The organism is Thermus kawarayensis JCM 12314 (genome assembly GCF_055393575.1).
The window spans coordinates 1,383,978-1,408,193 of sequence record NZ_AP043756.1 but is presented as its reverse complement, the minus strand read 5'-3'; the positions used below and the strand labels follow the sequence as shown (position 1 = coordinate 1,408,193).

The window sequence follows — 24,216 nt, the reverse complement described above, 5'->3', positions numbered from 1 at the left end:
CCCCCTTTTAGTTCCTGAGAGGCTTCCCCGTCTTCAGGGTGTAGGCGATGCGCTCCTGGGTCTTGCGGGTCCCGAGGAGCTTCAAGAAGGCCTCCCTCTCCAGGTCCAGAAGGTCCCACTCGGAAACCTCCCGCGCCGGGCCTTCCCCGCCGGAGAGGACGTAGGCGATCTCCAGGCCGATCCTCATGTCGTGGTCCGTGATCTCCCCCGCCTCCCGGAAGGACCATACGGCGTAACGGAGGTTGCCCAGGGCCTCGCTTCCCAGGACGGGGACCTTAGGGGGAAGGGGCGGGCGGTAGTCGGGGGCGAGCTCCAAAACCCGCCTCTTGGCGTCGGCAATGAGGAAGTCCCGGTTCATGCTGATCCGGTCCCTATCCCGCAGGAAGCCCATCTTGCGGGCCTCGAGGGCGCTGGTGGAGGTCTTGGCCATGGCGATGAGCCCGAAGGCCCGCTTCACCCCCTCAAAGGGGTCGGCCTCCTCGTAGGGAAGGAGCTCCTGGGTGAAGCGGAGGAGCATCTCCTTGGTGCCGCCCCCAGCGGGGAGAAGCCCCACCCCGGCCTCCACCAGGCCCATGTAGAGCTCGGCGTGGGCCTGGACGGCGTCGGCGTGCAGGGTGAACTCCGCCCCGCCCCCCAGGGTCAGGCCGAAGGGGGCCACCACCACGGGGAAGGGGCTGTAGCGGAGGGACATGGAGGCCTTCTGGAACTGGCGCACCGCCAGGGCGAGCTCGTCCCAGTCCCCCTCCTGGGCCAGGGAGAGGATAAGGGCCAGGTTGGCCCCGGCGGAGAAGGCCCTGGGGTCCTCGTTGCCGAGGACGAGACCCAGGTAGCCCTTCTCCTCCACGTACTCCAGGCTCTTCTGGAGCATGCGGATGACCCCCTCCCCGATGGCGTTCATCTTGGTGCGGAACTCCAGGAGGGCCACCCCGTCCCCCAGGTCCAGAAGGGCCGCCTCCTGGCTCTCCAAAAGGGTCTTCCCCTCGGACTTGAGGGCCTTCAGGGAGATGACCCCCTCCCGCCTGGGCAGGGGGTGGTAGGCCCCGTCAAAGCCCAGATAGGCGCCGTCCTGGTAGAAGGCACCCTGGGCCTTCTTAAGGAGGTCAGGAGCCTTTAGGCCGTGCTCGGCAAAAAGGGCCTCCACCCGGGAAAGCCCCACGGCGTCCATGTTCTTAAAGGGCCCCTCCTCCCAGCCGAAGCCCCACTCCAGGGCCTGGTCCACGGAAACCAGGTCGTAGGCGATCCCGGGGGCCTTCTCCAGGGTGTAGTGGGCGGTCTTGGCGAAAAGCTCCCGGAGGAAGGCCCCGTACTTGCCAGGGAGGTCCAAAACCTTGGCGAGGCGCTCCCTTAGGGGAAGGTCCCGGAGGGCGCGGAGCTCCGGCAGGTCCAGCTTGGCCCTGGGGACATACTCCAGGGTCCGGTAGTCCAGGGTGTGGATCTCCCCGTTCACCCGCTTGTAGAACCCGGCCCCCGTCTTCTCCCCCAGGCGGCCCTCCTCCACCAGCCGGAGGACCCATTCGGGCAAGGCGAAGTCCTCCCCCGTGGCCTGGGCGAGCTCCTCGGTCACCAGCTTCAGCACGTCCAGCCCCGTGAGGTCGGCGGTGCGGAAGGTGGCGGAGTTGGGCCGGCCGAGGAGGGGCCCGGTGAGGGCGTCCACCTCGTCAATGGTGAGGCCGTGCCTCTCCATGAGGCGCACCGCCTGGACCATCCCGTAGACCCCCAGCCGGTTGGCGATGAAGCCCGGGGAGTCCTTGGCGAGAACGGTGCCCTTGCCGAGGATCCTTTCCCCGAAGCGGCGGATCTCCTCCAGAACCTTGGGGTCGGTCTCGGGGGTGGGGATGAGCTCCAGGAGGTGGAGGTAGCGGGGGGGGTTGAAGAAGTGGGTGCCGAGGAAGCGCCGGCGGAAGCCCTGGGAGCGCCCCTCCAGGAGGACCCTCATGGGGATGCCGCTCGTGTTGGAGCTGACGATGGCGGTGGGTTTCAAAAGGCTTTCCAGGCGGGCGTAGAGGGCCTGCTTGGGCTCGGGCTTCTCAACAATGGCCTCCACCACCCAGTCGCAGTCCCTGAGCTTCTCCAGATGGTCCTCGGTGTTGCCGATCTCTATGTGGCGGGCAAGCTCCGGGTCCATGAAGGCTGCGGGCTTGGCCTTGAGGGCACGCTCCAAGCCCCTTTTGGCGTACTCGTTCCGGTCCTCCTTGCCGGGGATGTCCAGGAGGACCACGGGGATCCCGGCGCTGGCCACCAGGGCGGCGATCCCGCTTCCCATGGTTCCCGCGCCCACCACGCCTACCTTCTTGATCATGGCCACCTCCTTATACTGAGTCAAAGTTTACGCCGCCCGGGCCCACCTGTCAAAGGGGCCAAACACCAAGGGGCCCAGGAACCCTTGACGCCCGGCCCTCAGGTCTTTAAGCTGAAGGCCCTATGAAGAGGAGGGTTCTTTTAATCCTGCTCGGGCTTTCCGGCCTGGGGCTGGCCCAGGGGGTGCGAAGCCTGGGCATGGGGGGCGTGGCCCTGCCAGGCCCCGCCCAGGCCGGGGCCAACCCCGCCTACGCCGCCTTCCCCGACCGCTGGGAAAGAGGGGGCTTCCAGGTTCCCTTGGGGGTGTTGCGCCTCCTTCCCTTCTTCCCTGAAACCAGCCCCTTGGCCTACTTCACCGACTTCCAGGCCTTCCGCACCCGGTTTGACCTCCTGAGCTTTTACGATCAAACCGCCCACCTGGACAGCTTCCTCCTCAACCCCGCCCGAAGCCCCGACGAGGTGGTCTTCCGGGTGAGCGCAGATGGCCTCTCCATCACCGACGGCGAGGGTAGGTCCCTCACCCCCTCCTTCTCCGTGGGGAGCTCCCCCGAAAGGCCGGAGGCCCTCGTTCCTAGCCCTTTCCTGCCCATCGCCTTGGAGCTAGGCCCCGGCACCTACCTGAGCCTCGGCCTCTTCTCCGGAGCCCAGGGCCTCCGGGTGGGCCCGAGCCCCGCCCTGGCCGAGGCCCTGCAGAGGGGCAGCCTGGACCCCTGCAGGGGCCAAGACCCCTCCCCCTGTTTCCTCGAGGCCAGCCTGGCCTATGGCGCGGGGCTCAGCCTGGCTGCGGGCCTCGCCACGCCCCTCTCCCAGGTTCCCGGACTCGGGCGGGTCTACGTGGGGGTGAGGGGCGAGGGGTTTCTCGGCCTAGGCTACCTGGAGGCCAGCGCCCAAGCCCGCCCCACCTTTGACCAGGACGGCAACGTGAGCGGGGCCAGCTACGCCTACCGCTACTTCCTGAGCGTCCCCAACTTTATGGGAATCCTGGGCCGGGGAGGAGGGCTGGGCTACGGCCTCCGGGCCGATGCGGGCGTGGCCCTGGACGGGGGGGAGTGGGCCTTGGGCCTTGGGGTCAGGAACCTCCTGGGCTTCGCCCGGTGGAGCGGGGTGGAGGTCTCGGGAACGGAAAGCGGGGAAACCTGGGCCCCCGCCACCAAGGAGAGCGACTTTTCCGCCCCGGAGGTTCTTCTGAACGGGGCCTACCGCCTGCCCCTGGAGGTGGGAAGCCTCCTGGTGGCCGCCGATGCCCGCTTCGGCAGCGTGGCCCCCGCCTTTCACCTGGGGCTGGAGTACGGCCTCGGCCCCTGGGCCTTAAGGGCAGGGGCGGGCCTCGGGGGCGGACTCCGCTTCGGGGTGGGGGCCGGGCTGGGCCTGGAAGCCCTGGCCCTGGACCTGGCCCTCACCGCCCACGAGGCCCCCTTGGTGGGCGGCACGGTCTACGGGGTAGCCCTGGCAGTAAGCTTCTAGGAGGTGATCTGTGAAGCGCGTTTTCTTCCTGGCAAGCCTTACCCTGGTCCTCGCGGCCTGTAGCGGCCACACGGTCCACCGGCTGGAGGTGGACCTCCTGAGCTTCGTCCCCGAGGGAAGCCGCACCGGCACCCTCAGCCTCACCCAAACCGAGGTGTACCTGCCCGAGGACCGCGCCGGGCAGGAAATCCCCGTGCGGGGAGAGGAGGCCCTAGAGGACGGGCGGATCGCCCTCCAAGTGAGGCTTCAGAACACGGGTACCCTTCCCGCGGACCTTGCCCTCGAGGTCCGGGCGGGCCCCCGGGACGATACCGACCTCTACGACGGCACGGGAGGGGACTTCGCCGTGAAAACCGCCTCCCTCACCCTGAGCCCTGGGGAGGCAGGAACCCTGGACGGAAGCCTCGCCATAGGGCCCGGCGACCCCCTCTACGCCCTCATCAAGAGGGGCACCTTCCGCCTCGGGGCCCGGGTTCAGGTGAGGAGTGGCGATGAGGTGCGCTACGCCCTGGAGAAGGCCGAGGTGGTCCTCCGCCTGAGGTTTTTCAACCTGATCCCCAGCCCCTAGCGGTCGGCGAAGAGGTAGAGGGCCTCCATCAAGGCCTCGGGATAGTCCCGGGGCCTAAGGCCTTTCTTCTCCAGGCGGAAGCCCGGGGGGTACTGGGTGGGCTCCACCCGGAAGGGGAGGCCCTTGAGGCCCCGGGCATCGTAGTCCAGGGGGTAGCGGGGGAAGACCACCTCCAGGTGGGTGAGGCCCTCCGCGATGGACACCACCCCCTTTCTCTCCGCCACCAGGCGGAGGCGGGTGAGGTTGACGAAGTTCTCCGCCTCCTCAGGGAGAGGCCCGTAGCGCTCCCTTAGCTCCCGCACCAGGCGGGAGACCTCGGCGAGGCTTTCCGCCTCGGCGAAGCGGCTGTAGTAGCGGCTCCGGGCCTCGAGGCTCGGGACGTACTCGGCGGGCAAGCGGGCGGAGACCCCCAGGTCCAGGGTGACGTGGGGCCTCTCCTCCTTCACCTCCCCCTTGAGCCTCCTCAAGGCCTCCTCCAGAAGCTCCGTGTAGACCTCGAGGGAAAGGGCCCGGATGTGCCCGTGCTGCTCGGGGCCCAAGAGGTTTCCCACCCCCCTTATCTCCATGTCCCGCTCCGCCAAAAAGTGGCCCGAACCCAGGTCCGAGAGGTCGGCGATGGCGGCGAGGCGCTTTTCCGCCCCCTCGGTGAGGCGGGGCGGGTGGAAGAGGTAGGCGTAGGCCTCCTCCTCCCTCCGCCCCACCCGGCCCCGGAGCTGGTACAAGGTGGCGAGGCCCAGCCGGTCCGCCCGCTCAATGAGGATGGTGTTCGCCTCGGGCACGTCCAGCCCCGCCTCGATGATGGTGGTGGCGAGGAGGAGGTCGTACGCCCCCTCGGCGAAGAGGAGCATGGTCTCCTCTACGAGGCCCTCGGGCATCTGGCCGTGGACCACCCCGATGCGGGCCTCGGGGACAAGGTTTTCCAGAAAGCGCCTCCTGGCCTCTATGGAGGCCACCCGGTCGTGGACGTAGAAGACCTTGCCCCCTCGCGCAAGCTCCAGGAGGATGGCCTCCCGCACCAAAAGGGGGTCAAAGGGGGCGAGGAAGGTCTTGATGGGCTTCCTGCCGGGAGGTGGGGTCTTTATGCTGGAGAGGTCCTTCAGGCCCACCAGGGCGGAGTAGAGGGTGCGGGGGATGGGGGTGGCGGAGAGGTAGAGGGTGTCCACGTTCTCCTTGAGCTCCCGGATCCGCTCCTTCTGGGCCACCCCGAAGCGGTGCTCCTCGTCCACGATGAGGAGGCCGAGGTCCTTAAAGCGCACGTCAGGCTGGAGGAGGCGGTGGGTGCCGATGACGATGTCCACCGTGCCCTGGGCCAGGCCCCTCAGGAGGGCCTCCTCCTCCTTCGGGGGGGTGAAGCGGGAAAGGACCCCCACCCTCACGGGAAGCCCCCGGAAGCGCTCCCTAAAGGTCTTCCCGTGCTGCTCGGCGAGAAGGGTGGTGGGCACCAGGAAGGCCACCTGGGCCCCGTGCCCCACCACCCGGTGGGCGGCCCTGAGGGCCACCTCGGTCTTGCCGAAGCCCACGTCCCCCGAGATCAGGCGGTCCATGGGGTGGGGGCTTTCCAGGTCGCGGAGGACCTCCTCCAGGGCCTGCCTCTGGTCGGGGGTGAGCTCGTAGGGGAAGCCCTCCTCCACCAAGGGGTCCCAGTCGGGCAAGGGGGGGAAGGCCCGGCCGGGGGTGGCCTTCCTCTTGGCGTGAAGGACAAGAAGGCGCTGGGCCAGCTCCTCCACGTCCTTCCTCGCCCGCTCCTTGGCCCGTTGCCACTCGTTCTTTCCCAGGGAGGAAAGCTCCGGGGGGTCGTCCGTGGTGCCGGGGTGGCGCTTGAGGAGGGGAAGCTGCTCCACGGGCAGGTAGAGCCTTCCCTCCCCCCGGTAGCGGAGGACCAGGTAGTCCCGCTTGACCCCCAGAACCTCCCGGGTCTCCAGGCCCAGGAACTGGCCGATGCCGTGCTCGGGGTGGATGAGGAAGTCCCCCGGGGAAAGGGCCCCGGGGTCACTAAGCCCCTCCCCCGCCCTAAGCCTCGCCCGCGCGCTCCCCGTGGCGAAGACCAGGGCCTCGGTGAGGAAGACGTCCTCGCCCCACTTGGCCCCCCCCTCAAAGCTTCCCCAAAGGAGGGTAAGCCTCCCCTTGGGACCGGGAAAGCGTTCCTGGACCAAGGGAGAGAAGGCCTGGAGGCGCCTTTTCAAGTAGTCCAGGGTGCGGGCGTGGGCCACGAAGAGGTGGACCCGCTTCCCCTCCTTAAGCCACTGGGCCAGGTCCCTCTCCAGGGCCTTTAAGCTCCCCCGGTAGGGGGCAAGGGGTTCCACCCCAAGCTCCAGAGGAGGAAGCTCCAGTCCGCTCCCCAGGGCCACCAGGGGCCTTCCCGAGAGGAGGGGCCAAAGGGCCTTGGGGGCCAGGGCGGGGGTGTCCAGGTACACGGGCCCGGGGAAGTGGAGGATTTTTTGGGAGGTGAAGCCCTCCGCCTTACCGGGCTTGGGCAGGAGGAGGTGGCGCCTCCTCTCCTCTCCCCCAACGAGAAGCCTCTCCAGCTCGTCCCCGAAAAACTCCAGGCGGACCTCACCCAGCTCCACCACCTCCCCCAAGACCCGGTAGTCCTCGTCCCGGGCGTAGCCCATCTTGAGAAGGCGGGAAAGGAGGGCCTCCCTGGGGTAGGGGCGGCCTACCTCCAGAAGGAGGCGCCAGGCCTCCGGATCCTCGGGGAAGGGGCTTAGGGCCTCCTCGTAGGAGAAGAGAAAGAGGGCCTTCTCCTCCAGGGCCTCGAGGCCCGGGTTCACGTAGACCCTGGCCCCAAAGGCGGAGAGGTCCTGGTAGCGCCTTAGCTTCTCCTCGGGAACCAGAAGGAGGGCGGGGGGCGTTTCGCGGGCGAAAAGAAGGGCCGCCACCACCTGCGGAAGCGCCAGGCGGTGGCCGTAGAGCCTTTCCAGGGCGATCTCCATGCCGCCACGGCCCCGAAGGGCCAACGGCTATTCTACCGCGTAGGCGTGGACCGCCAAGGCCCCTAGGCCCACGTTGGCGGCGATGGTGGCCCCCGAGCGGGTGATCCGTCCCCGCTCCAGGCGCAAGGCGCTCTCCAGGCCCCGCTTTAGACCCTCAATCCACTCGCTTTGGGCCTCGGAGTGGGCGATGGTGATGCGGGCGGTGCGCCCTTTGAACTCGGAGACCACCAGGCGGGCCAGGGTTTCGGGCACGGCGTTCTCCCGAACCACCCGGAGGAAGCGGATATGCCCCTTCTCAATGCGCAGGATGGGCCTCAAGCCCAGGAGGTTCCCCACCACCTCGCCAAACCGGGGCAGGCGGCCGTTCCGGGCCAGGTGGGAGAGGTCGGCCACGCTGAAGTAGAGGCTGGAGCGCTTGAGCCTCTCCATCTCCCGCACCACCGCCTCTTCCTCCGCCCCTTGCCTTAGCATCTCCACCGCCCGGAGGACCATGGCTCCAAGCCCGGCGGAGACCATCCCCGAGTCCACCACCCGGATGCGGGTGGGAGCCACCCTTAAGGCCGCCTCCCGGGCCCTTTCCACGGTCTTGGAGAGCTCGCCGGAGGCGTGAAGGGAAAGGAGCCGGTCGTACACCTGCAGGTGGCGCTCGTAGACCTCGGCGAAGTCCTCCACGCTGGGAGGCTCGGTCACGGGCTCGGCCCCGGCGCGCATGGCCTGGTAAAGGGCATCGGGGGTGAGCTCCTGCCAGTCCTTGTAGCGGCGCCCGGCCAGGTGCACGTAGATGGGCACCAGGCCCACGGCCTCTTCCTGGAGAATCTTGGGGGAGAGGTCCGAAGCGGTGTCGGTCACCAGCCCTAGGTCCACGCCCCCCATCTTATACCAGGTCAAAACACCCTCCCCTATAATGGCGGAGGCATGCTTCTGGTCACCGGCTTTGAGCCCTTTGGGGGCCTGGCCCACAACCCCTCCCAGGCCATCCTCGCCCTCCTGCCCGAGGCCTTGGGAGGCGTTCCCCTGCGCAAGGCCCTCCTCCCCGTGGACACCGAGAAGGTAGGGGGGGTCCTTCAGGTCCTGTATGCGGAAAGGCCCCGGGCGGTGCTCCATCTGGGACTTGCCGAGGGCAGGCCCCTTCTTTCCCTGGAGCGCCTGGCGGTCAATCTCCTGGACTTTGAACGCCCCGACAACGGGGGGAAAAGGCTTCAGGATACCCCGGTGATCCCAGGGGGGCCCCTGGCCCTCGAGGCCCGATTTCCCCTCAAGCGCATCCTTTCCCGCTGGCGGGAGGCGGGGATTCCCGGAAGGCAAAGCCTCTCCGCAGGGAGCTACCTCTGCAACCAGGTCTTCTACCTCTCCCTGTACCATCTGCCCGAAAGCGTCCCCGTGGGCTTCATCCACCTGCCCCCAGACGAAACCCTGGCCCTGGCCAAAGGAGGGGGTTACGTGCCCCTCAAGGAGCAGGCCCGGGCGGTGAGGATGGCCTTGGAGGACCTGTGAGGGTTCTCTTCCTCACGGACGCCCAGCGCATCGGCGGGAGCGAGGTCTACCTAAGGGAGATGCTCCCCCGGCTTAGGCGCCTCGGCCTCGAGGCCGAGGCCGCCCTGCCCATGGCCGAGGGCAACCACTCCATCCGGGAAGCCTTGGCGGGCCAGGGGGTCCCGGTCCACGCCTACCAGCATTTAGGAGAACTTCCCCAGGACGTGGACCAGGTGGTGGCCTCCGCCTGGTACCCGCAAAGCTACCGCCGCTTCTTCGCCCGCTATCCCAGGCTCACCCTCCTGATCCACGACCAGGTGGAGGTTTTCTACCCCTTCGGGGGGCGCTACCTCTACCGCCTGGGCTACCGGCTCCTCCAGGTACCCAATCTAAGGCGGGCCAAAGCGGTCCTCACCGTCTCCCGCTGGGCAGCCCGGTGGCTTGAGGAGGTGCACGGGGTTAAAGGGGTACGCGCCGTGCCCAACGGAGTGGACACGGAACGCTTCCGGCCACCCCTTCCCGGGGAGAAAGAGGCTCTTAGAGCGCGGTATGGCCTCGGCGGTCCCGCCGTCCTCGTCTCCGCCCGCATGAGCCCGGAGAAGAACCACCTGGCCGTCCTCCTCACCGCAAGGCTCCTTCCCCAGGTAGACTTTCTCCTGGTGGGGACCGGGGAGCTTCTGGGCCTTTGGCGCAAGACGGCAAGGCTTTTGCGGCTTGGGAACGTGCGCTTCCTGGGCCGGCGGGAGGACATGCCGGAGCTCTACCGGGCGGTGGACGCCGTCCTTCTCCCCACCCTGGGGGAGAACCAGAGCCTGGCCACCCTCGAGGCCATGGCCTCCGGCCTCCCCGTGGTCACCACACCCATCCCGGCCCAGGCGGAGCTCATCCAGGACGGCCTCACCGGCAGGCTCGTCCCCCCTCACCCCAGGCGGCTGGCCCAGGCCCTCCGGGAGGCTAGCCCGGAGCTTGGGAAACGAGCGCGGACCTTCGTGGAGCAATCTCACACACTGGAGGACGCCGCCCAGAAGCTTGCCCAGGCTCTACAAGAGATCCAGGAGGAGGGATGAAGGTTGACTACCTCATCGTGGGCGCGGGGTTCACCGGGGCCACCTTGGCGGAGCGGCTGGCCTCGGCGGGAAAGCGGGTCCTGGTGGTGGACCGGAGGGACCACATCGGGGGGAACGCCTACGACGAGATGGAGCCCCATGGGGTTCTGATCCACCGCTATGGCCCCCACATCTTCCACACCAACAGCAAAAAGGTCTTTGACTACCTCTCCCAGTTCACCGAGTGGCGCCCCTACTACCACCGGGTGCGGGCCGTGGTGGAGGGTAAGGAGGTCCCCCTCCCCTTCAGTCTCGCCACCCTCCGCGCCCTCTTCTCCCCAAGGGTTGCCGACCGCCTGGAGGAGAAGCTCATGGCCCGCTTCGGCTACGGGGCCCGGGTTCCCATCCTCCGGCTCAAGGAGGAGGAAGACCCGGACCTGAGGTTCCTGGCGGACTACGTCTACCGCAACGTCTTTGAGGGGTACACCCTGAAGCAGTGGGGCCTGCGCCCCGAGGAGCTCTCCCCTTCCGTCACCGCACGGGTGCCGGTCCTGGTGAGCTACGACACCCGTTACTTCCAGGACACCTACCAGGCCATGCCCAAGGAGGGCTACACCGCCCTCTTCCGCCGGATGCTCGGCCACCCCAACATCAAGCTCCTCCTCCAAACCGACTGGAAGGAGGTGGAAGGGGAGGTGCGCTTTGACCGCCTCGTCTTCACCGGGCCCATAGACGAGTTCTTCGGCTACCTTCACGGAGCCCTGCCCTACCGCTCCCTAAGCTTCCGGATGGAGTTCCATCCCAAGCCCTGGGCGCAGGAGGTGGGCACGGTGAACTACCCCAACGAGCACCCCTACACCCGGGTCACGGAGTTCAAGCACCTGACGGGGCAGGACTACCTCCCCCACTCCACCCTGTGCTACGAGTACCCCGAGGCCTACGAGCCTGGGAGGAACGAGCCCTACTACCCGGTGCCCAGGGAGGAGAACGAGGAGCGCTACCGGAGGTACCTGGAGGAGGCGAAACAGCTCAAGGGGGTTTATTTCGCGGGAAGGCTTGGGGACTATCGCTATTACAACATGGACCAGGCGGTGGCCCGGGCCCTGAAGCTCTTTGAGGAGTTGACCCATGGGTGAAAAGGTTTGCGCGGTAATCGTGACCTACAACCGGAAGGCGCTCCTCCGGGAGTGCTTGCAGGCGGTGCTTTCCCAGACCCGCTCCCCCGACCACGTCCTGGTGGTGGACAACGCCTCCACCGATGGCACCCCGGAGCTTCTGGCTCAGGCCTTCCCCAATGTGCACACGCTCCGGTTACCGGAAAACCGCGGTGGAGCCATGGGGTTTAACGTGGGAATGCAGTGGGCTATGGACCAAGGCTTTGACTGGGTGTGGGTCATGGACGACGACACCGTGCCTACACCCGACGCCCTGGAACGGCTCCTCATGGCTGCAGAACGCCTTCAACCAGAACATCCGGCAGTCCTGGCCAGCCGGGTCCTCTGGGTGGACGGCTCGCTGCATCCCATGAACTACCCCTGGCCCAGGCTCTTCCCTCTCTCGGAATATTCCCGTTTCCGCTCCATGGGTCTTTCCCCCATCCGATGGGCCGCATACCCTTCGGTGCTCATCGCCTCCTGGGCCCTGCGGCGCTATGGTTTTCCCTGCCCGGAGTTTTTCGTCCGCACCGATGACCTGGAACACACAGGGCGTATCCTTCGCCGGGAGAAAGGGTTTTGGGTGCTAAACAGCATCGCCATCCACAAGACCCCTACCAAGTACACTCCCGCAAGCGCCCACCCCGAGAGGTTCTTCTACGAGGTGCGAAACCGGATCTGGGCAGTGAGGGGCCCTGCCTACAGCCCTCTAGAAAAGGGGCTTTTGCTCCTCCACCTGACGGGAAGCGCCTTAGACTATCTCTGGCGCACAGGGTGGCGCAAGGGTTGGCGGGTGGTCAAGGAAGGGGTGAAGGCTGGCTTCGCTACCGCTCCTGACTGGAAAGGCTGCGGTGCCCTGTAGGATAGAGCTGTGCGCCTCTACCGCGTAGGCCTCTTCACCGACGTCTACTTCCCCAACCCCAACGGGGTGACCACCAGCGTCTACCTCCTCCTGCGGGAGCTTAGGCGCATGGGCCACGAGGCCTGGGTCCTCGCCCCAGCCCACCCCGAGGCTCCGGAGAACGAGGAGGGGGTGGTCCGGGTCCCTTCCGTGGCCTACCCCTTCTACGAGGGCCAGCAGATCGCCCTCCCCTCGGCCCGGTACCTGCCCACGGAGTTTGAGCTCGTCCACACCCACACTCCCCTGACCCTGGGGGTGTGGGGCCTGAGGATCGCCCGGGGCAAGAACCTCCCCCACGTGTCCACCTTCCACACCCACTACGAGAAGTACGCCCACTACGTGCCGGGGCTGGCCATCCTGGACAAGTACACCGGCATCGTGCCCCGGCTGGCCAAGGCCTTTTATAACCGGGTGGAGGTGGTCATCGCCCCCACGGAACCCGTGAAGCGCCTGGCGGAAAGCTACGGCATAGAAAGGCCCATCCGGGTCATTCCCACGGGGATCGACAACCGCCTCCTGGAGGAAGCCCCCCTTCCCTCTCCCTCCCCCTGGCCCGAGGGCAAAAGGCGCCTCATCACCGTGGGGCGGCTGGGGAAGGAGAAGAGCTTTGACGTGGTCCTGAAGGCGGTGGCGGAGCTTGCCCGGGAGGAGGAGGTCTTCCTGGTGCACATCGGGGAAGGTCCGGAGCTTTTAAACCTGCAGGCCCTGGCCCAGGAACTGGGGATCTCAGAGCGCCTCCGCTTCCTGGGCCCGGTGCCCTACCGCAGGATCGGGGGGTACTACCGCCTGGCGGAGCTCTTCCTCTTCGCCAGCGAGACGGAGACCCAGGGCCTGGTGATCTGGGAGGCCCAGGCCATGGGGGTGCCGGTGGTGGCCGTGGGGGCGGAAGGGGTTCTGGAAGGCGTGGAGGACGGGAGGACGGGCTACCTCGTGCCCCCGAGGGACTTCCGGGCCCTGGCGGAAAAGGCCTTAGAACTCCTCAGGGACGAGGCGAAGCGGAGGCGCTTCAGCCTCCAGGCCAGGGCCTGGGCCTTGGAGCGCTCGGCGGAGCGCATCGCCGAGCGGATCGTGGCCGTATACGACGAGGCCAGCGAGATCCTGCGGGCGGAGCCCAGGAGGCTCATCTTTCCCTTTCCCCGCCTGCCCCGAAATAGCCTCGAGGATCGCCCAGAAGGTTTCTAGCCTGACGGAGCAAGAAGGGAAGCCACCCCCCCTTGAGCCTGCGGGCCGAGGTGAGGACCAAAGCCCCGGGGACGTAGCGCACGGGGCCCAACGCCTTGAGCTTCCAGCCCAGGAGGACATCCTCCCTCGCCTCCACCTGGGGAAAGCCTCCCGCCCGGAGGGCCGCCTCCTTAAGCACCATCATGTTGGCCCCGGCCAGGTTGGGCCGCCCCAGGAGGGCCATGAGGTTCAGGAAGGCCCGGTAGCCCCACTCCGAAAAGGCGGCCTCCCACGGGGAGACCCCGTAAAAGCGCAGAGGCCCGTAAAGGGCCACGGCCCCCGTAGCCCTTTGGGTAAGCCTTTCCAGCCAGTAGGGCATAGGCAGGGAGTCGGCGTCGGTCATGGCCACCCACTCCCCCCGGGCGGCGAGAAGCCCCGCCTGCCGGGCGAAGGCCACCCCCTTCCTCCCGCAGGAGACCACCCGGGCCCCCAGGGCCTCCGCCACCTCCCGGGTGCGGTCGGTGGAAGCGTTGTCCACCACGATGACCTCCAGGGGCTTCAGGGTCTGGGCGGCCACCGCCCTCAGGGCCTGGGGCAGATAGGCCTCCTCGTTGTGGGCAGGGATCACCACGCTGATGCGCACGGGTATACTCTAGCGTGTTTCGCCATCTGCCGTGGACCCGGGAGGGGCTTTCCGTCCTCTTCCGCCTCCTCCTGGCCGTGGGCCTCATGGAAGGGGTGCGAAGCGGCTACTTCGCCGGCCTCCTCCCCTTCTACGCCCCGGAAAAGCTCCACCTGGGCCCCACCGCCTTCACCCTGGCCTACACCCTCCACCAGCTTTCGGAAAACTTCTCCAAGGGCTTCGGGGGGCTTCTGGCGGAGCGGGTGGGCTTCGGGCTCACCGTAAGCCTCGCCGCCTTCGCCGGGCTTCTGGCCCTTCTCCTCACCCCCATGGCCCAGGAGGCCTGGCTCTTGTGGGCCACGGGGATCCTTTGGGGCATCTCCATGTCCACCCTCTACCCGGGCCTCATGACCTACGCCAGCCGCATCGCCCTCCCGGGGCGGGAGGCCCGGGCCCTCTCCTTCACCCTCAGCCTGGTGATGCCCTGGGTGGGGATCGGCCTCGTGGGGGTGGGCCAGGTGGCCCAGCGCCATCCCGAGATGGGCCTCCACCTCCTCCTCTGGGGCCAGGCCCTGGCCCTGGGCCTCGCCTTAAGCCTAGTCCGCTTTCGCATCCCCGTACCGCCGCCAAGCCGGGAGCGCTATCCCCTCTCCCGCCTCCTCTTCTTCCTGCCCGCCGCCTTTGGCCAGACCTTCGCCCCGGCCCTGGTCTCCCTCTTCCTTCTGCGCTTCGCCAAGGAGAGGCTGGGCCTCGAGCCCGTCCAGCTGGGGGTCCTCCTCCTCTTGGGGGGAGGGCTCGCCTTCGGCCTCCTCCCCTTCACCGGGCGCCTGGTGGACCGGCGGGGCTACCGCCTGGCCCTGGTGGGAGGGCTCGGCCTTCTGGGGCTGGCCATGGGGCGCCTGGCCTTCGCCCCCTCCTTGGGGGAGGTGGCCTTTCTGGTCCTTCTGGCCGGGGTGGGCTTCGGCCTGTTCATGCCCGGCTGGAACGGCTTCCTGGCCAAGAACCTGCCCCAGGAAAACCGCGCCGCCATCTGGGGCACCCTGATGACCATGGAGGGCCTGGGGGTGGCCCTGGGACCGGTGGCGGGGGGGGCCTTGTGGGAAGGCTTTGGCCTCCAGGCCCCCTTCCTCGCGGGTAGCGCCATTTTTCTGTTCCTGAGCCTCTTCTACGCCCTCGCCTTGAGGAGGGAGAGATGGAGCTAGCCCTAGGCCTTCTCCTCCTTCTCTACGGCCTAGCCGACCTTCTCTTTCGCTTCCTGGGCCTGGGCGCCTACGCCCACGCCTCCAGGCGGGAGCCCAAGGTGGCCCTCACCTTTGACGACGGCCCCTCCGAGACCACGGCGGCCCTCCTGGACCTCCTGGCCCGCCACGGGGTCAGGGCCACCTTCTTCCTCACCGGGGAACGGGCCAAGGCCAGGCCCGACCTGGTGGAGGCCATAAGGCGGGAAGGCCACCAGGTGGAGGACCACGGGGAGTGGCACCGGGCCTGGAAGCTCCTCCTCCCCTGGCTAGAGTGGGCGCACATGCGCCGAAACCCCGGGCGCTACTACCGGCCCCCCCACGGGCTCCACACCCCCTTCACCCGCCTCTTCGCCCGCCTCCTGGGAAAGCGCGTGGCCCTTTGGGACCTGGAGGGCAAGGACTGGCTCCCCCTCCCCCCCGAGGCCCTGGCGGAGAGGCTTCTCTACTACCTGCGCCCGGGAAGCGTGGTCCTCCTCCACGACGGCCCCGAGCGCACCCTGCGCCTCCTGGAAATCGCCCTCCCCAAGATGCGCTCCCTGGGCTACCGGCCCGTCCCCCTGGACGAGCTCGCCCTAAGGCCCCTCACCCCCAGGCTCGCCCTCATCCGGGGCCTCCAGGGGTTTGAGGAGCGGTACAACCGGAGGCACGGGGTGGTGCGGGCGGGCCTTGGGCCTTTTGACCTCTTCCGCCTGGAGAAGAAGCCCTTTCCGGGGCCCGCCCTCCCCGGCCTGTCCCCGGGGGTGCCCGCCTTTGAGCTCCACCTGGAAAGCCAAAGGCTCATGGAGCTCGCCCCCTTTGAGGCGGTCCGCCACCTGCGGCGAAGCCTCCGGAAGGTGGCGGAGAAGGTGGCCGAAGACCCCGAGGTGCGCCTGGTCTACGGGTACACCTACCTGGCGGACGGGGGAAAGATCCTGGGCCTCAAGGCCCTAGACCTCCCCTTCTGGCCGAGGCTCGTGGCGGGGCTCGCCAGCGCCTGGTTCCTTTGGCTTTACCGAGGGGAGCTCCCTAAGCGGAGAAGGCCCCCGGCCCGGATGGCCCACCTCAGCCGGGAGGAGCTCCTCGCGCTATACCCACCGTCCACTCCCGCTTCCCCACCCCCCGCACCCGGTGCAGGGCAAAGCCCGCCTCCCGGAGGGCCCGCCTGAAGGCCCCCTGGGCGGAGTAGGTGGCGAGCCGCCCCCCCGGCCTCAGGGCCAGGCGGAGTTTCCTCAGGACAAGGCCCTCCCAGGCCTCGGGGTTGGTCCGGGGGCTGAAGGGGTCCAGGAAGACCGCCGTGGCCCAGCGGGAGGGCAGGGCCACCTCCCGCACGTCGGCGAAAAGGACCCGAAGCTCTCCCCAAGGCCCGAGGAAGCGGGGGGTAGGCCAGACCTTAAGGAGCTGGGCGAAGACCGCCTCCGCCCGGGGAAGGGGAAGGACGATCCCCATCAGGGCTTCCGGGGGCAGGGGCTCCTTCTCCACCGCTAGGTAGCAAAGCCTCACCCCCCTTTGCAGGGCGCTCTCCAAGGCGGCGCGGAAGTTCACCCCCAGCCCGAAGCCCACCTCCAGGACCCTGGGGGCGGGGTGCAGGTGGGTCAGGGTCTTCTCCAGGTAGAGCCGCCTCGCCTGGAGGAGGGCCCCCTGCCTCGGGTGGTAGGCCTCCCCATACCCCGGGTGGAAGAGGGTGGGGGTGCCGTCTTGGGTGAGAAGAAGCTCCATCCCGGGCTAGAATACCCCCCATGGAGCTCACCCTTCTGGAGAAGCTTTCGGGGACCCTGGTGAACGCCGCCACCGTGGCCCTGGGCACGGGGCTCGGCCTCCTCCTGCGGGGCAGGCTTCCCGAGAGGATGGCCCGCATCCTGGTGCAGGGGGTGGGGCTCACCACCCTCTTCATCGGGCTTTCCATGGCCCAGGCCCTGGGGAAGGCCAAGGGGGGGGCCATAGACGGCGTGGTCCTGGGGCTCGTGGCCCTGGTGCTGGGGGGGCTTTTGGGGGAGTGGGCCGGGATTGAGGAGGGCCTCGAGGGCCTCGGGGAAAAGATCAAGCGGGCGGTGCGGGGCGGGGGAAGCTTCACCGAGGGCTTCGTGGCGGCGAGCCTCCTCTTCTGCGTAGGGCCCATGACCCTCCTGGGCTCCATCCAGAACGGCCTCACCGGGGACGCCAGCCTCCTCCTCCTCAAGGCCACCCTGGACGGCCTCTCCTCCATCGCCCTCACCAGCTCCTTCGGGGTGGGGGTGGGCTTCAGCGTCCTGGTGATCCTCCTCTACCAGGGGGGGGTGGCCCTCCTGGCCGGCACCCTGGCCCAGGCCCTGCCCGATCCCGCCCAGGACCCCAGGGTCCTCCTCCTCACCGGGGTGGGGGGGCTCATGGTGCTGGGGGTGGGGATCAACCTCCTGGGCCTTGCCCGGGTGCGGGTGGGCTCCTTCCTCCCCGCCCTCCTCCTCACCCCCCTGGTCTGGGCCTTGGCGGCCTGGCTGAGCTAAGATAGCCCCCATGGAGCTCTCGCCCGAGCTTTTGCGCAAGCTGGAGGCCCTGGCCCAGGTCCCCCTGGCCCCGGAGGAGGAGGCCCTCCTCCTGGAGGACCTAAGGCGCATCCTGGACTTCGTGGACGCCCTGCCCCGGGTGGAGGCGGAGGAGGGGGGGGAGGCCCGAGGCCGCCTGCGGGAGGACGAGCCCAAGCCCTCCCTCTCCCAGGCCGAGGCCCTTTCCGTGGCCCCCGAGACCGAGGACGGCTTCTTCCGGGTGCCCCCGGTTCTGGAGTAGCCATGGTGGACCTGAAAGCCCTCCGGCAAAGCCCCGAGGTCTACCGGGAGGCCATCCGCCTGAAGGGGGTGGACCTGGACCTCGAGGCCCTCCTCCTCCTGGACCGGGAGGTGCAGGACCTGAAGAGGCGCCTCCAGGAGGTGCAGACCGAGCGCAACCAGGTGGCCAAGCGGGTCCCCAAGGCCCCCCCGGGGGAGAAGGAGGCCCTCATGGCCCGGGGCAAGGCCCTGGGGGAGGAGGCCAGGCGGCTGGAGGAGGCCCTAAGGGAGAAGGAGGCGGGGCTGGAAGCCCTCCTCCTCCAGGTCCCCCTCCCCCCCTGGCCCGGGGCCCCCGTGGGCGGGGAGGAGGCCAACCGGGAGATCAAGCGGGTGGGCGCCCCGCCCGAGTTCCCCTTTTCCCCCCTGGACCACGTGGCCCTCATGGAGAAAAACGGCTGGTGGGAGCCCAGGATCAGCAAGGTCTCGGGAAGCCGCTCCTACGCCTTAAGGGGGGACCTCGCCCTTTACGAGCTCGCCCTCCTCCGCTTCGCCATGGACTTCATGGCCAGGAGGGGCTTCCTCCCCATGACCCTCCCCTCCTACGCCCGGGAAGCGGCCTTCCTCGGCACCGGCCACTTCCCCGCCTACCGGGACCAGGTCTGGGCCATCGCCGAGACCGACCTCTACCTCACGGGCACCGCCGAGGTGGTCCTGAACGCCCTCCACTCCGGGGAGGTCCTCCCCCACGAGGCCCTGCCCCTCCGCTACGCCGGCTACGCCCCCGCCTTCCGCTCGGAGGCGGGGAGCTTCGGCAAGGACGTACGGGGGCTTCTCAGGGTCCACCAGTTCCACAAGGTGGAGCAGTACGTCCTCACCGAGGCCAGCCTCGAGGCCTCGGACCGGGCCTTCCAGGAGCTTCTTGAAAACGCCGAGGAGATCCTAAGGCTTCTGGAACTCCCCTACCGCCTGGTGGAGGTGGCCACCGGGGACATGGGCCCGGGGAAGTGGCGGCAGGTGGACCTGGAGGTCTACCTCCCCTCCGAGGGGCGCTACCGGGAAACCCACTCCTGCTCGGCCCTTCTGGACTGGCAGGCCCGGCGGGCGAACCTCCGCTACCGCGACCCCGAGGGCCGGGTGCGCCACGCCTACACCCTCAACAACACCGCCCTGGCCACCCCCCGCATCCTGGCCATGCTCTTGGAAAACCACCAGCTCCCGGACGGCCGGGTGCGGGTGCCCAAGGCCCTCGTCCCCTATATGGGCAAGGAGGTGCTGGAGCCATGCGCATAGAGGCCGCCGAGATAAGGGTCCTGGAGCTTCCCCTGAGGTTCCGCTTTGAGACCAGTTTCGGGGTGCAGACCAAAAGGACCATCCTCCTCCTGAGGCTCTTCGGGGAGGGACTGGAGGGCCTGGGGGAAGGGGTGATGGAGAGGCTTCCCCTCTACCGGGAGGAGACCGTGGAAGGTGCCCGGTACCTCCTCCAGGAGGCCTTCCTCCCCCGGGTCCTGGGAAAGGACCTGCCGAACCCGGAGGCCCTCCGGGAGGCCCTCTCCCCCTTCCGGGGCAACCCCATGGCCAAGGCGGTTTTGGAGATGGCCTTCTTTGACCTCTGGGCCAAGGCCCTGGGGAAGCCCCTCTGGCAGGTCCTGGGAGGGGTGAGAAGAGCGGTGGAGGTGGGGGTCTCCCTGGGCATCCAGCCCACGGTGGAGGACACGCTTAAAGTTGTGGAGCGGCACCTCGAGGAGGGCTACCGCCGCATCAAGCTCAAGATCAAGCCGGGCTGGGACTACCAGGTCCTGAAGGCGGTGCGCCAGGCCTTCCCCGAAGCCACCCTCACCGCCGACGCCAACAGCGCCTACAGCCTCGCCCACCTTCCCAGGCTCCGCCGCCTGGACGAGCTCGGCCTGGACTACATTGAGCAGCCCCTGGCCTACGACGACCTCCTGGACCACGCCAAGCTCCAGCGGGAGCTTTCCACCCCCATCTGCCTGGACGAAAGCCTCACGGGGGCGGAGAAGGCCAGGAAGGCCATTGAGCTTGGGGCGGGCCGGGTCTTCAACGTCAAGCCCGCGAGGCTCGGCGGCCACGGGGAAAGCCTCCGGGTCCACGCCCTGGCCCAAAGCGCCGGGATCCCCCTCTGGATGGGGGGGATGCTGGAGGCGGGGGTGGGAAGGGCCCACAACCTCCACCTCGCCACCCTGCCCGGCTTTACCAAGCCGGGGGACGTGAGCTCGGCGAGCCGCTACTGGGAGGAGGACATCGTGGAGGAGGCCCTGGAGGCCAAGGACGGCCTCATGCCCGTGCCGGAAGGCCCGGGGATCGGGGTCCACCTCAAGCTTCCCTTCGTGGAGCGCATCACCCTATGGCAGAGGTACATGTCCGCGAGCTAAGGGGCTGGGAGGAGATGGAGGAGGTGGTGGCCCTCCAGCGGGAGGTCTGGGGGCGCGCGGAAAGCGACCTGGTGCCCAGGGGCCTCCTCATCGCCCTCCAGGACGAGGGGGGGCTCGTGGCCGGGGCCTTCGCCGAGGGGCGGATGGTGGGCTTCGTCTTCGGCTTTCCCACGAAGGACCCCGCCCTCCACCACTCCCACATGCTGGGCGTCCTGGAGGCCTATAGGGGCACGGGGGCAGCCCTCCTCCTCAAGCGCTTCCAAAGGGACTGGTGCCTGGCCCGCGGGGTGCGCCGGGTGGTCTGGACCTTTGACCCCATGCGGGGGGTGAACGCCAACTTCAACCTGAGGAAGCTCGGGGCCACCGCCCGGCGCTACCTCCCCGACCACTACGGCCCCATGACGGGCATCAACGCCGGGGCCCCCTCCGACCGGCTCCTCGCCCAGTGGGACCTCCTCTCCGAGAGGGTCTACGCCAGGCTGTACGCCCCCCCGCCCGAGCTCGAGGTGGCGGGCCTCCCCCAGGTGAACCGGGTGGAGGGGGAGGTGCCCCTGGAGGCCAGGCTGGACCTCGAGGCCCCCAAGCTCCTCTTCCAGATCCCCGAGGACTGGGGGAGGATCCTCAAGGAAGACCCGGACCTGGCCCTAACGTGGCGGGAGCATAGCCGCCTCGTCCTCCCCCACTACTTCGCCCGGGGCTACCGCCTGGTGGACTTCCTCCGCCACCCCAACCGCTATGTCCTGGCTAAGGACTGAGCTCTGGACCGCCGAGGTGGTCTACACCGGCTTCGGCACCCCCATGCTCCGGGGGGGGATCGCCCTTCAGGGGGGGTTCGTGGTGGGCCAGGGAAGCCTGGAGGAGTTAAGAACCCGCTTCCCCCAGGCCGAGGTGGTCCACAAGGGGAGGGCCCTCCTCCCGCCCCCGGTGAACGCCCACACCCACCTGGACCTCTCCCTCCTCCCCCTCTACCGGGGGCCCTTTTCCGGCTTCCTCCCCCACGTGGTGGCCCACCGGGAAAGGCGGGGCCTCGAGGGGGCGAGGCGGGGCCTGGAGGAGCTTTTGGCCTCGGGAGCGGGGGCCTTCGCCGACATCGTCTTCAAGGAGGAGGTGATGGAGTTTCTCCTTCAGGAAAGCCCCCTCCCCGGGGTGGCCTTCTACGAGGTCTTCGCCCCCGAACCCTCCGCCGCCGACGAGGTCTTTGACGCCGTGCGGAAAAAGGTGGGGGCCTGGCGGAGGCGGGAAGGGAGGGTGCAGGTGGGGCTTTCCCCCCACGCGCCCTATTCCGTGAGCCCCCCCCTCCTCAAGCGGCTTGCGGAGTGGGCCAGGGCCGAGGGGATCCCCCTCATGGTCCATGCGGCGGAAAGCCCCGAGGAGGTGGCCTTCCTCCGGGAGGGAACGGGTCCCCTGGCGGCCCTTCACCGCCATTTCGCCAAGACCCCCTGGACCCCGCCCGGCACGACCCCCGTGCGCTACCTCCACGCCCTCGGGGTCCTGGGGCCCACCACCCTCCTGGTCCACGGGGTCCAAGTGGACGAGGAGGAGGTGGGGCTCCTGGCGGAAACGGGAACCAAGGTGGTCCTCTGCCCCCGCTCCAACCGGAACCTGGAGGTGGGAGAGGCCCCCCTTTCCCTCTACGCCCGCCACGGGGTGGAGCTCGCCTTGGGCACCGACTCCCGGGGCTCAAGCCCCGACCTGGACGTAAGAAACGAGGCCCGGTTCCTCTGGGGCAAAGCCGACCCCCGCCTGCTGGCGCGGGCCCTCACCCGGGGAGGGTACCGGGCCTTGGGCCTTCCTACCCCCAGGCTCGCCCGGGGCACCCCCGCCTCTTTGGTACACTCCCTCTGATGCGGCCCCGCCCGCCCAACCTCCTCCCCACCCTCCGGGACGAAAGCGTGCGCCACCTGGGCCCCCTCATCCTCTACAGCGCCTTCACCGGGGCCATGACGGGGTTTGGGGTGGCCCTCCTCAACCTGCTCCTCCGGGCCTTTGGCCAGCTCACGGGGCTCTTTTTCGGCTACCTGCCGCCGGAAGCCCCCGGGGAAGGGGGGCTTTTGCAGGCCTTCACCGGACCCGGCCTCTGGCCTTCGGCCTTCCTCCTCCCCCTCCTCTTCGCCCTCGTCAGCCTTCTGGGCACCGGCCAGGGGCTTTCCGCCCTCCTCCTCCTGGCCCGGGAAGGGCGGAAAGCCCCCAGGCTCGTCCACCCCCGGGCGGTCCTGGGAGGGGTGCTGCAGCTCGCCCTCTACTCCCCCCTGGGGCGGGAAGGGCCTTTCGGCGTCCTGGGGCTCTGGCTGGGAAGCGCCCTGGACCGCCGCTTTCCCCGGGTGGGCGGGGGGTTGGCCTTCGCCGGGCTCGCCGCCGGGCTCGCCGCCGCCTTCCACGCCCCCGTGGCGGGAGCCCTCCTGGCCACGGAGATCCTTTACCGGAGCCTCCTCCTGGAGGCCCGCGCCCTCACCCCGGCCTTGATCGGGGCCCTGGCGGGCTTCGCCGTGTACGGGGCCTTCTTCGGCTACACCCCCCTCCTCCCCTTCCGGGTGGAGGTGGGCCTCGAGGCCCTGCCCGCAGGCGTGCTCACCGGCCTCCTGGCGGCGCTTCTTGCCGCCTCCTTCACGGAAGGCAGCCGCTTCCTGGAAAAGCGGCTCAAGCCCCTGGCCTTTCCCCTCAGGCACGGGCTTTTGGGCCTGGCCCTGGGGCTTAGCCTCCTCCTCCTGCCCGAGGCCTTGGGCGCGGGCCTCGGCTGGGTGGCGGTGGCCACCACCCCTCTGCTCTCCTCCTCGGCCCTCCTCTCCCTTCTCGCGGCCAAGCTCCTCCTCCTCCTCCTGGCCCAGGGGGTGCGGGCCTACGGGGGGCCCTACACCCCGGCCCTGGTCCTGGGAGGGCTTTTGGGAGCCTTCCTGGCCCGCCTCTCGGGGCCCTTGGCCCTGCCCCCGGAGGCCCTGGCCTTAGCCGGGGGAAGCGCCGTCTTGGCCGGGGTGGCCCGGGCCCCCTTCGCCGCCACGGTGCTGGCCGCCGAATGGGGAGGGTACGCCACCCTGCCCCTGGTCCTGCCCGCCGTCCTCCTGGCCTACGTCTTAAGCCCCTCCCACCCCTGGGAGGAGGGCCTTAGGGAAGCCCCGGCCACGCCGGAGGAGAATCCGTCTGAAACGCCTCCGCAAAGGGAACCCTCGCCTCCTGCCCAAGGAGACGGCGCCGGGCCCGAAACTCCTCCAGGCTGAAGGGCCAGCGGTAAAACTCCTGGTAGAAGCCGAACACCGCCTCCGCCACCTCCTCCGTGGCCGTCACGTTCACGTAGACCCAAGGCCGAAGGAGCTCCCGCCTGGGGTAGTGGTAGAGGCGCACGGGCCCCCGGTGGGCCTCCCCCACCAGCTTGGGGATGCGGCAGAGCTTTAGGGCGGAAAGGACCGCCCGGTGGGTGGCCCGGTGGTCGGGGTGGACGTCCAGGGGGTCCCAGGTGATCACCGCATCGGGCCGGAACTCGGCCATGAGCCGGGCCAGGGCCAAGGCCTCCTCCCGCCCGCCGGTAAGAAAGGTGTCCTGGAAGGGAAGGAAGCGGTACTCGGCCTCGAGGAGGCCCGCCACGTGCCGCCCGTGCTCCTCCCGCACCCGGGCCACCTCCTCGGGGGGGGCTTCGCCGAACTGGCTGGCCAACTCCCCCCGGGTCATCCAGACCAGCATCACCCGGTCCCCCCGGCGGGCATGGAAGGCCAGGGTGCCCGCAGCGCCTATCTCGTCATCGGGGTGGGCGAAGACCGCCATGAGGTTCATGCCGCAAAGTCTACCCAACTTGCTCCCCGGGGGAAAACCCTTTAGGATGGAGCCTAACCATGGTCCGGGGCATTCGGGGCGCCATCACCGTAGAAGAGGACACGCCGGAGGCCATCCACCAGGCCACCCGGGAGCTCCTCCTGAGGATGCTGGAGGCCAACGGCATAAAGAGCTACGAGGAGCTCGCCGCCGTCATCTTCACCGTTACCCATGACCTGGCCTCGGCCTTCCCCGCCGAGGCCGCAAGGCAGATCGGCATGCACCGGGTCCCCCTCCTCTCCGCCCAGGAGGTGCCGGTGCCGGGAAGCCTCCCCCGGGTCATACGCGTCCTGGCCCTCTGGAACACCGACACTCCCCAGGACCGGGTGCGCCACGTCTACCTAAGGGAGGCGGTGCGGCTAAGGCCGGATCTGGAAAGCGCCCAGTAGCTAAGTGCCCGCGCTTGGGCTTCGGAGTCTTTTTGGGGGCCCCCACCGCGGCTTTCGC

General features: G+C 68.9%; 23 protein-coding genes. 17 read left to right on the top strand and 6 right to left on the bottom strand.

Going from position 1 to position 24,216, the window contains the following annotated elements:
• Positions 1–7: 7 nt before the first annotated feature.
• A complete protein-coding gene (locus tag ACZ5RK_RS07880; protein ID WP_464908702.1) occupies positions 8–2,299 on the bottom strand; it encodes a 3-hydroxyacyl-CoA dehydrogenase/enoyl-CoA hydratase family protein in 2,292 nt (763 codons plus the stop codon).
• Positions 2,300–2,421: 122 nt separating this feature from the next.
• Between ACZ5RK_RS07880 and ACZ5RK_RS07875 the strand changes: the two genes are divergently transcribed.
• Entirely contained in the window at positions 2,422–3,762 is a 1,341-nt protein-coding gene (locus ACZ5RK_RS07875; RefSeq protein ID WP_464908701.1) for a hypothetical protein, read from the top strand.
• Between the two features lie 10 nt (positions 3,763–3,772).
• On the top strand, positions 3,773–4,330 hold the full coding sequence (locus ACZ5RK_RS07870; RefSeq protein ID WP_464908700.1) for a membrane lipoprotein lipid attachment site-containing protein: 558 nt from the start codon (positions 3,773–3,775) through the stop codon (positions 4,328–4,330).
• Here the strand turns inward: ACZ5RK_RS07870 and mfd are convergent.
• Both mfd and ACZ5RK_RS07860 read right to left on the bottom strand, forming a co-directional pair.
• Positions 4,327–7,263 carry a transcription-repair coupling factor gene (mfd, locus tag ACZ5RK_RS07865; RefSeq protein WP_464908699.1) on the bottom strand — a complete coding sequence of 979 codons (2,937 nt, stop codon included), beginning with the start codon at positions 7,261–7,263 and terminating at the stop codon, positions 4,327–4,329. The genes ACZ5RK_RS07870 and mfd overlap by 4 nt on opposite strands.
• A gap of 27 nt (positions 7,264–7,290) precedes the next feature.
• Positions 7,291–8,127: a DegV family protein gene (locus ACZ5RK_RS07860; RefSeq protein ID WP_464908698.1), complete on the bottom strand. Its 837-nt coding sequence runs from the start codon at positions 8,125–8,127 to the stop codon at positions 7,291–7,293.
• Positions 8,128–8,178: 51 nt separating this feature from the next.
• Here ACZ5RK_RS07860 and ACZ5RK_RS07855 point away from each other — a divergent pair, with 51 nt between their 5' ends.
• Genes ACZ5RK_RS07855 through ACZ5RK_RS07835 form a run of 5 tightly spaced genes read left to right on the top strand, consistent with a single transcriptional unit; the run spans position 8,179 to position 13,019 of the window.
• Positions 8,179–8,757 carry a pyroglutamyl-peptidase I gene (locus ACZ5RK_RS07855; RefSeq protein ID WP_464908697.1) on the top strand — a complete coding sequence of 193 codons (579 nt, stop codon included), beginning with the start codon at positions 8,179–8,181 and terminating at the stop codon, positions 8,755–8,757.
• The gene (locus tag ACZ5RK_RS07850) at positions 8,754–9,803 is read left to right on the top strand and encodes a glycosyltransferase family 4 protein (RefSeq protein WP_464908696.1); all 1,050 of its coding nucleotides are present in this window, start codon (positions 8,754–8,756) and stop codon (positions 9,801–9,803) included. Before ACZ5RK_RS07855 ends, ACZ5RK_RS07850 begins: the two co-directional genes overlap by 4 nt.
• A complete protein-coding gene (gene glf / locus ACZ5RK_RS07845; RefSeq protein WP_464908695.1) occupies positions 9,800–10,918 on the top strand; it encodes a UDP-galactopyranose mutase in 1,119 nt (372 codons plus the stop codon). Before ACZ5RK_RS07850 ends, glf begins: the two co-directional genes overlap by 4 nt.
• Positions 10,911–11,798, top strand: a complete 888-nt coding sequence (locus ACZ5RK_RS07840) for a glycosyltransferase family 2 protein (protein WP_464908694.1) — start codon at positions 10,911–10,913, stop codon at positions 11,796–11,798. Before glf ends, ACZ5RK_RS07840 begins: the two co-directional genes overlap by 8 nt.
• 9 nt (positions 11,799–11,807) lie before the next feature.
• Entirely contained in the window at positions 11,808–13,019 is a 1,212-nt protein-coding gene (locus ACZ5RK_RS07835; RefSeq protein WP_464908693.1) for a glycosyltransferase family 4 protein, read from the top strand.
• Here the strand turns inward: ACZ5RK_RS07835 and ACZ5RK_RS07830 are convergent.
• A complete protein-coding gene (locus ACZ5RK_RS07830; protein ID WP_054647461.1) occupies positions 12,958–13,641 on the bottom strand; it encodes a glycosyltransferase family 2 protein in 684 nt (227 codons plus the stop codon). The genes ACZ5RK_RS07835 and ACZ5RK_RS07830 overlap by 62 nt on opposite strands.
• A gap of 14 nt (positions 13,642–13,655) precedes the next feature.
• Here ACZ5RK_RS07830 and ACZ5RK_RS07825 point away from each other — a divergent pair, with 14 nt between their 5' ends.
• The gene (locus ACZ5RK_RS07825; protein WP_464908692.1) at positions 13,656–14,822 is read left to right on the top strand and encodes an MFS transporter; all 1,167 of its coding nucleotides are present in this window, start codon (positions 13,656–13,658) and stop codon (positions 14,820–14,822) included.
• Positions 14,813–16,006: a polysaccharide deacetylase family protein gene (locus ACZ5RK_RS07820; protein ID WP_464908691.1), complete on the top strand. Its 1,194-nt coding sequence runs from the start codon at positions 14,813–14,815 to the stop codon at positions 16,004–16,006. Before ACZ5RK_RS07825 ends, ACZ5RK_RS07820 begins: the two co-directional genes overlap by 10 nt.
• Here ACZ5RK_RS07820 and mnmC2 read toward each other — a convergent pair.
• Positions 15,903–16,556 (bottom strand): tRNA (5-methylaminomethyl-2-thiouridine)(34)-methyltransferase MnmC2, encoded by a 654-nt coding sequence (mnmC2, locus tag ACZ5RK_RS07815; RefSeq protein WP_464908690.1) that lies wholly within the window; start codon positions 16,554–16,556, stop codon positions 15,903–15,905. The genes ACZ5RK_RS07820 and mnmC2 overlap by 104 nt on opposite strands.
• Positions 16,557–16,576: 20 nt before the next feature.
• Here mnmC2 and ACZ5RK_RS07810 point away from each other — a divergent pair, with 20 nt between their 5' ends.
• From ACZ5RK_RS07810 to ACZ5RK_RS07780, 7 genes are read left to right on the top strand one after another with little or no spacing between them, the layout of a single operon-like run.
• The gene (locus ACZ5RK_RS07810) at positions 16,577–17,320 is read left to right on the top strand and encodes a DUF554 domain-containing protein (protein WP_464908689.1); all 744 of its coding nucleotides are present in this window, start codon (positions 16,577–16,579) and stop codon (positions 17,318–17,320) included.
• Positions 17,321–17,330: 10 nt separating this feature from the next.
• On the top strand, positions 17,331–17,600 hold the full coding sequence (gene gatC / locus ACZ5RK_RS07805) for an Asp-tRNA(Asn)/Glu-tRNA(Gln) amidotransferase subunit GatC (RefSeq protein ID WP_054647589.1): 270 nt from the start codon (positions 17,331–17,333) through the stop codon (positions 17,598–17,600).
• A gap of 2 nt (positions 17,601–17,602) precedes the next feature.
• The gene (gene serS, locus ACZ5RK_RS07800; RefSeq protein WP_464908688.1) at positions 17,603–18,868 is read left to right on the top strand and encodes a serine--tRNA ligase; all 1,266 of its coding nucleotides are present in this window, start codon (positions 17,603–17,605) and stop codon (positions 18,866–18,868) included.
• Positions 18,859–19,968 carry an o-succinylbenzoate synthase gene (gene menC, locus ACZ5RK_RS07795; RefSeq protein WP_464908687.1) on the top strand — a complete coding sequence of 370 codons (1,110 nt, stop codon included), beginning with the start codon at positions 18,859–18,861 and terminating at the stop codon, positions 19,966–19,968. The genes serS and menC overlap by 10 nt, the downstream gene beginning before the upstream one ends.
• Positions 19,941–20,723, top strand: a complete 783-nt coding sequence (locus tag ACZ5RK_RS07790) for a GNAT family N-acetyltransferase (RefSeq protein ID WP_464908686.1) — start codon at positions 19,941–19,943, stop codon at positions 20,721–20,723. Before menC ends, ACZ5RK_RS07790 begins: the two co-directional genes overlap by 28 nt.
• Positions 20,704–21,813 (top strand): amidohydrolase family protein, encoded by a 1,110-nt coding sequence (locus ACZ5RK_RS07785; protein ID WP_464908685.1) that lies wholly within the window; start codon positions 20,704–20,706, stop codon positions 21,811–21,813. The genes ACZ5RK_RS07790 and ACZ5RK_RS07785 overlap by 20 nt, the downstream gene beginning before the upstream one ends.
• Positions 21,813–23,180 carry a chloride channel protein gene (locus ACZ5RK_RS07780; RefSeq protein ID WP_464908684.1) on the top strand — a complete coding sequence of 456 codons (1,368 nt, stop codon included), beginning with the start codon at positions 21,813–21,815 and terminating at the stop codon, positions 23,178–23,180. The genes ACZ5RK_RS07785 and ACZ5RK_RS07780 overlap by 1 nt, the downstream gene beginning before the upstream one ends.
• Here ACZ5RK_RS07780 and ACZ5RK_RS07775 read toward each other — a convergent pair.
• The gene (locus ACZ5RK_RS07775) at positions 23,068–23,721 is read right to left on the bottom strand and encodes a PIG-L family deacetylase (RefSeq protein WP_054647499.1); all 654 of its coding nucleotides are present in this window, start codon (positions 23,719–23,721) and stop codon (positions 23,068–23,070) included. The genes ACZ5RK_RS07780 and ACZ5RK_RS07775 overlap by 113 nt on opposite strands.
• Before the next feature lie 68 nt (positions 23,722–23,789).
• On the opposite strand from ACZ5RK_RS07775, the gene aroH reads away from it, so the two are divergent.
• Complete coding sequence (gene aroH / locus ACZ5RK_RS07770; protein ID WP_054647498.1) at positions 23,790–24,158, top strand: chorismate mutase; 369 nt, start codon at positions 23,790–23,792, stop codon at positions 24,156–24,158.
• Positions 24,159–24,216 lie beyond the last annotated feature (58 nt).

Bases quoted from the DNA above. Each gene is read 5' to 3' on its own strand.
- menC (WP_464908687.1), top strand. From the start codon at position 18,859: ATGCGCATAGAGGCCGCCGAGATAAGGGTCCTGGAGCTTCCCCTGAGG.
- mfd (WP_464908699.1), bottom strand. From the start codon at position 7,263: ATGGAGATCGCCCTGGAAAGGCTCTACGGCCACCGCCTGGCGCTTCCG.
- ACZ5RK_RS07790 (WP_464908686.1), top strand. From the start codon at position 19,941: ATGGCAGAGGTACATGTCCGCGAGCTAAGGGGCTGGGAGGAGATGGAG.
- serS (WP_464908688.1), top strand. From the start codon at position 17,603: ATGGTGGACCTGAAAGCCCTCCGGCAAAGCCCCGAGGTCTACCGGGAG.
- ACZ5RK_RS07820 (WP_464908691.1), top strand. From the start codon at position 14,813: ATGGAGCTAGCCCTAGGCCTTCTCCTCCTTCTCTACGGCCTAGCCGAC.
- ACZ5RK_RS07780 (WP_464908684.1), top strand. From the start codon at position 21,813: ATGCGGCCCCGCCCGCCCAACCTCCTCCCCACCCTCCGGGACGAAAGC.
- ACZ5RK_RS07810 (WP_464908689.1), top strand. From the start codon at position 16,577: ATGGAGCTCACCCTTCTGGAGAAGCTTTCGGGGACCCTGGTGAACGCC.
- mnmC2 (WP_464908690.1), bottom strand. From the start codon at position 16,556: ATGGAGCTTCTTCTCACCCAAGACGGCACCCCCACCCTCTTCCACCCG.
- ACZ5RK_RS07855 (WP_464908697.1), top strand. From the start codon at position 8,179: ATGCTTCTGGTCACCGGCTTTGAGCCCTTTGGGGGCCTGGCCCACAAC.
- ACZ5RK_RS07875 (WP_464908701.1), top strand. From the start codon at position 2,422: ATGAAGAGGAGGGTTCTTTTAATCCTGCTCGGGCTTTCCGGCCTGGGG.
- ACZ5RK_RS07840 (WP_464908694.1), top strand. From the start codon at position 10,911: ATGGGTGAAAAGGTTTGCGCGGTAATCGTGACCTACAACCGGAAGGCG.
- ACZ5RK_RS07785 (WP_464908685.1), top strand. From the start codon at position 20,704: ATGTCCTGGCTAAGGACTGAGCTCTGGACCGCCGAGGTGGTCTACACC.
- ACZ5RK_RS07775 (WP_054647499.1), bottom strand. From the start codon at position 23,721: ATGGCGGTCTTCGCCCACCCCGATGACGAGATAGGCGCTGCGGGCACC.
- aroH (WP_054647498.1), top strand. From the start codon at position 23,790: ATGGTCCGGGGCATTCGGGGCGCCATCACCGTAGAAGAGGACACGCCG.
- ACZ5RK_RS07880 (WP_464908702.1), bottom strand. From the start codon at position 2,299: ATGATCAAGAAGGTAGGCGTGGTGGGCGCGGGAACCATGGGAAGCGGG.
- glf (WP_464908695.1), top strand. From the start codon at position 9,800: ATGAAGGTTGACTACCTCATCGTGGGCGCGGGGTTCACCGGGGCCACC.
- gatC (WP_054647589.1), top strand. From the start codon at position 17,331: ATGGAGCTCTCGCCCGAGCTTTTGCGCAAGCTGGAGGCCCTGGCCCAG.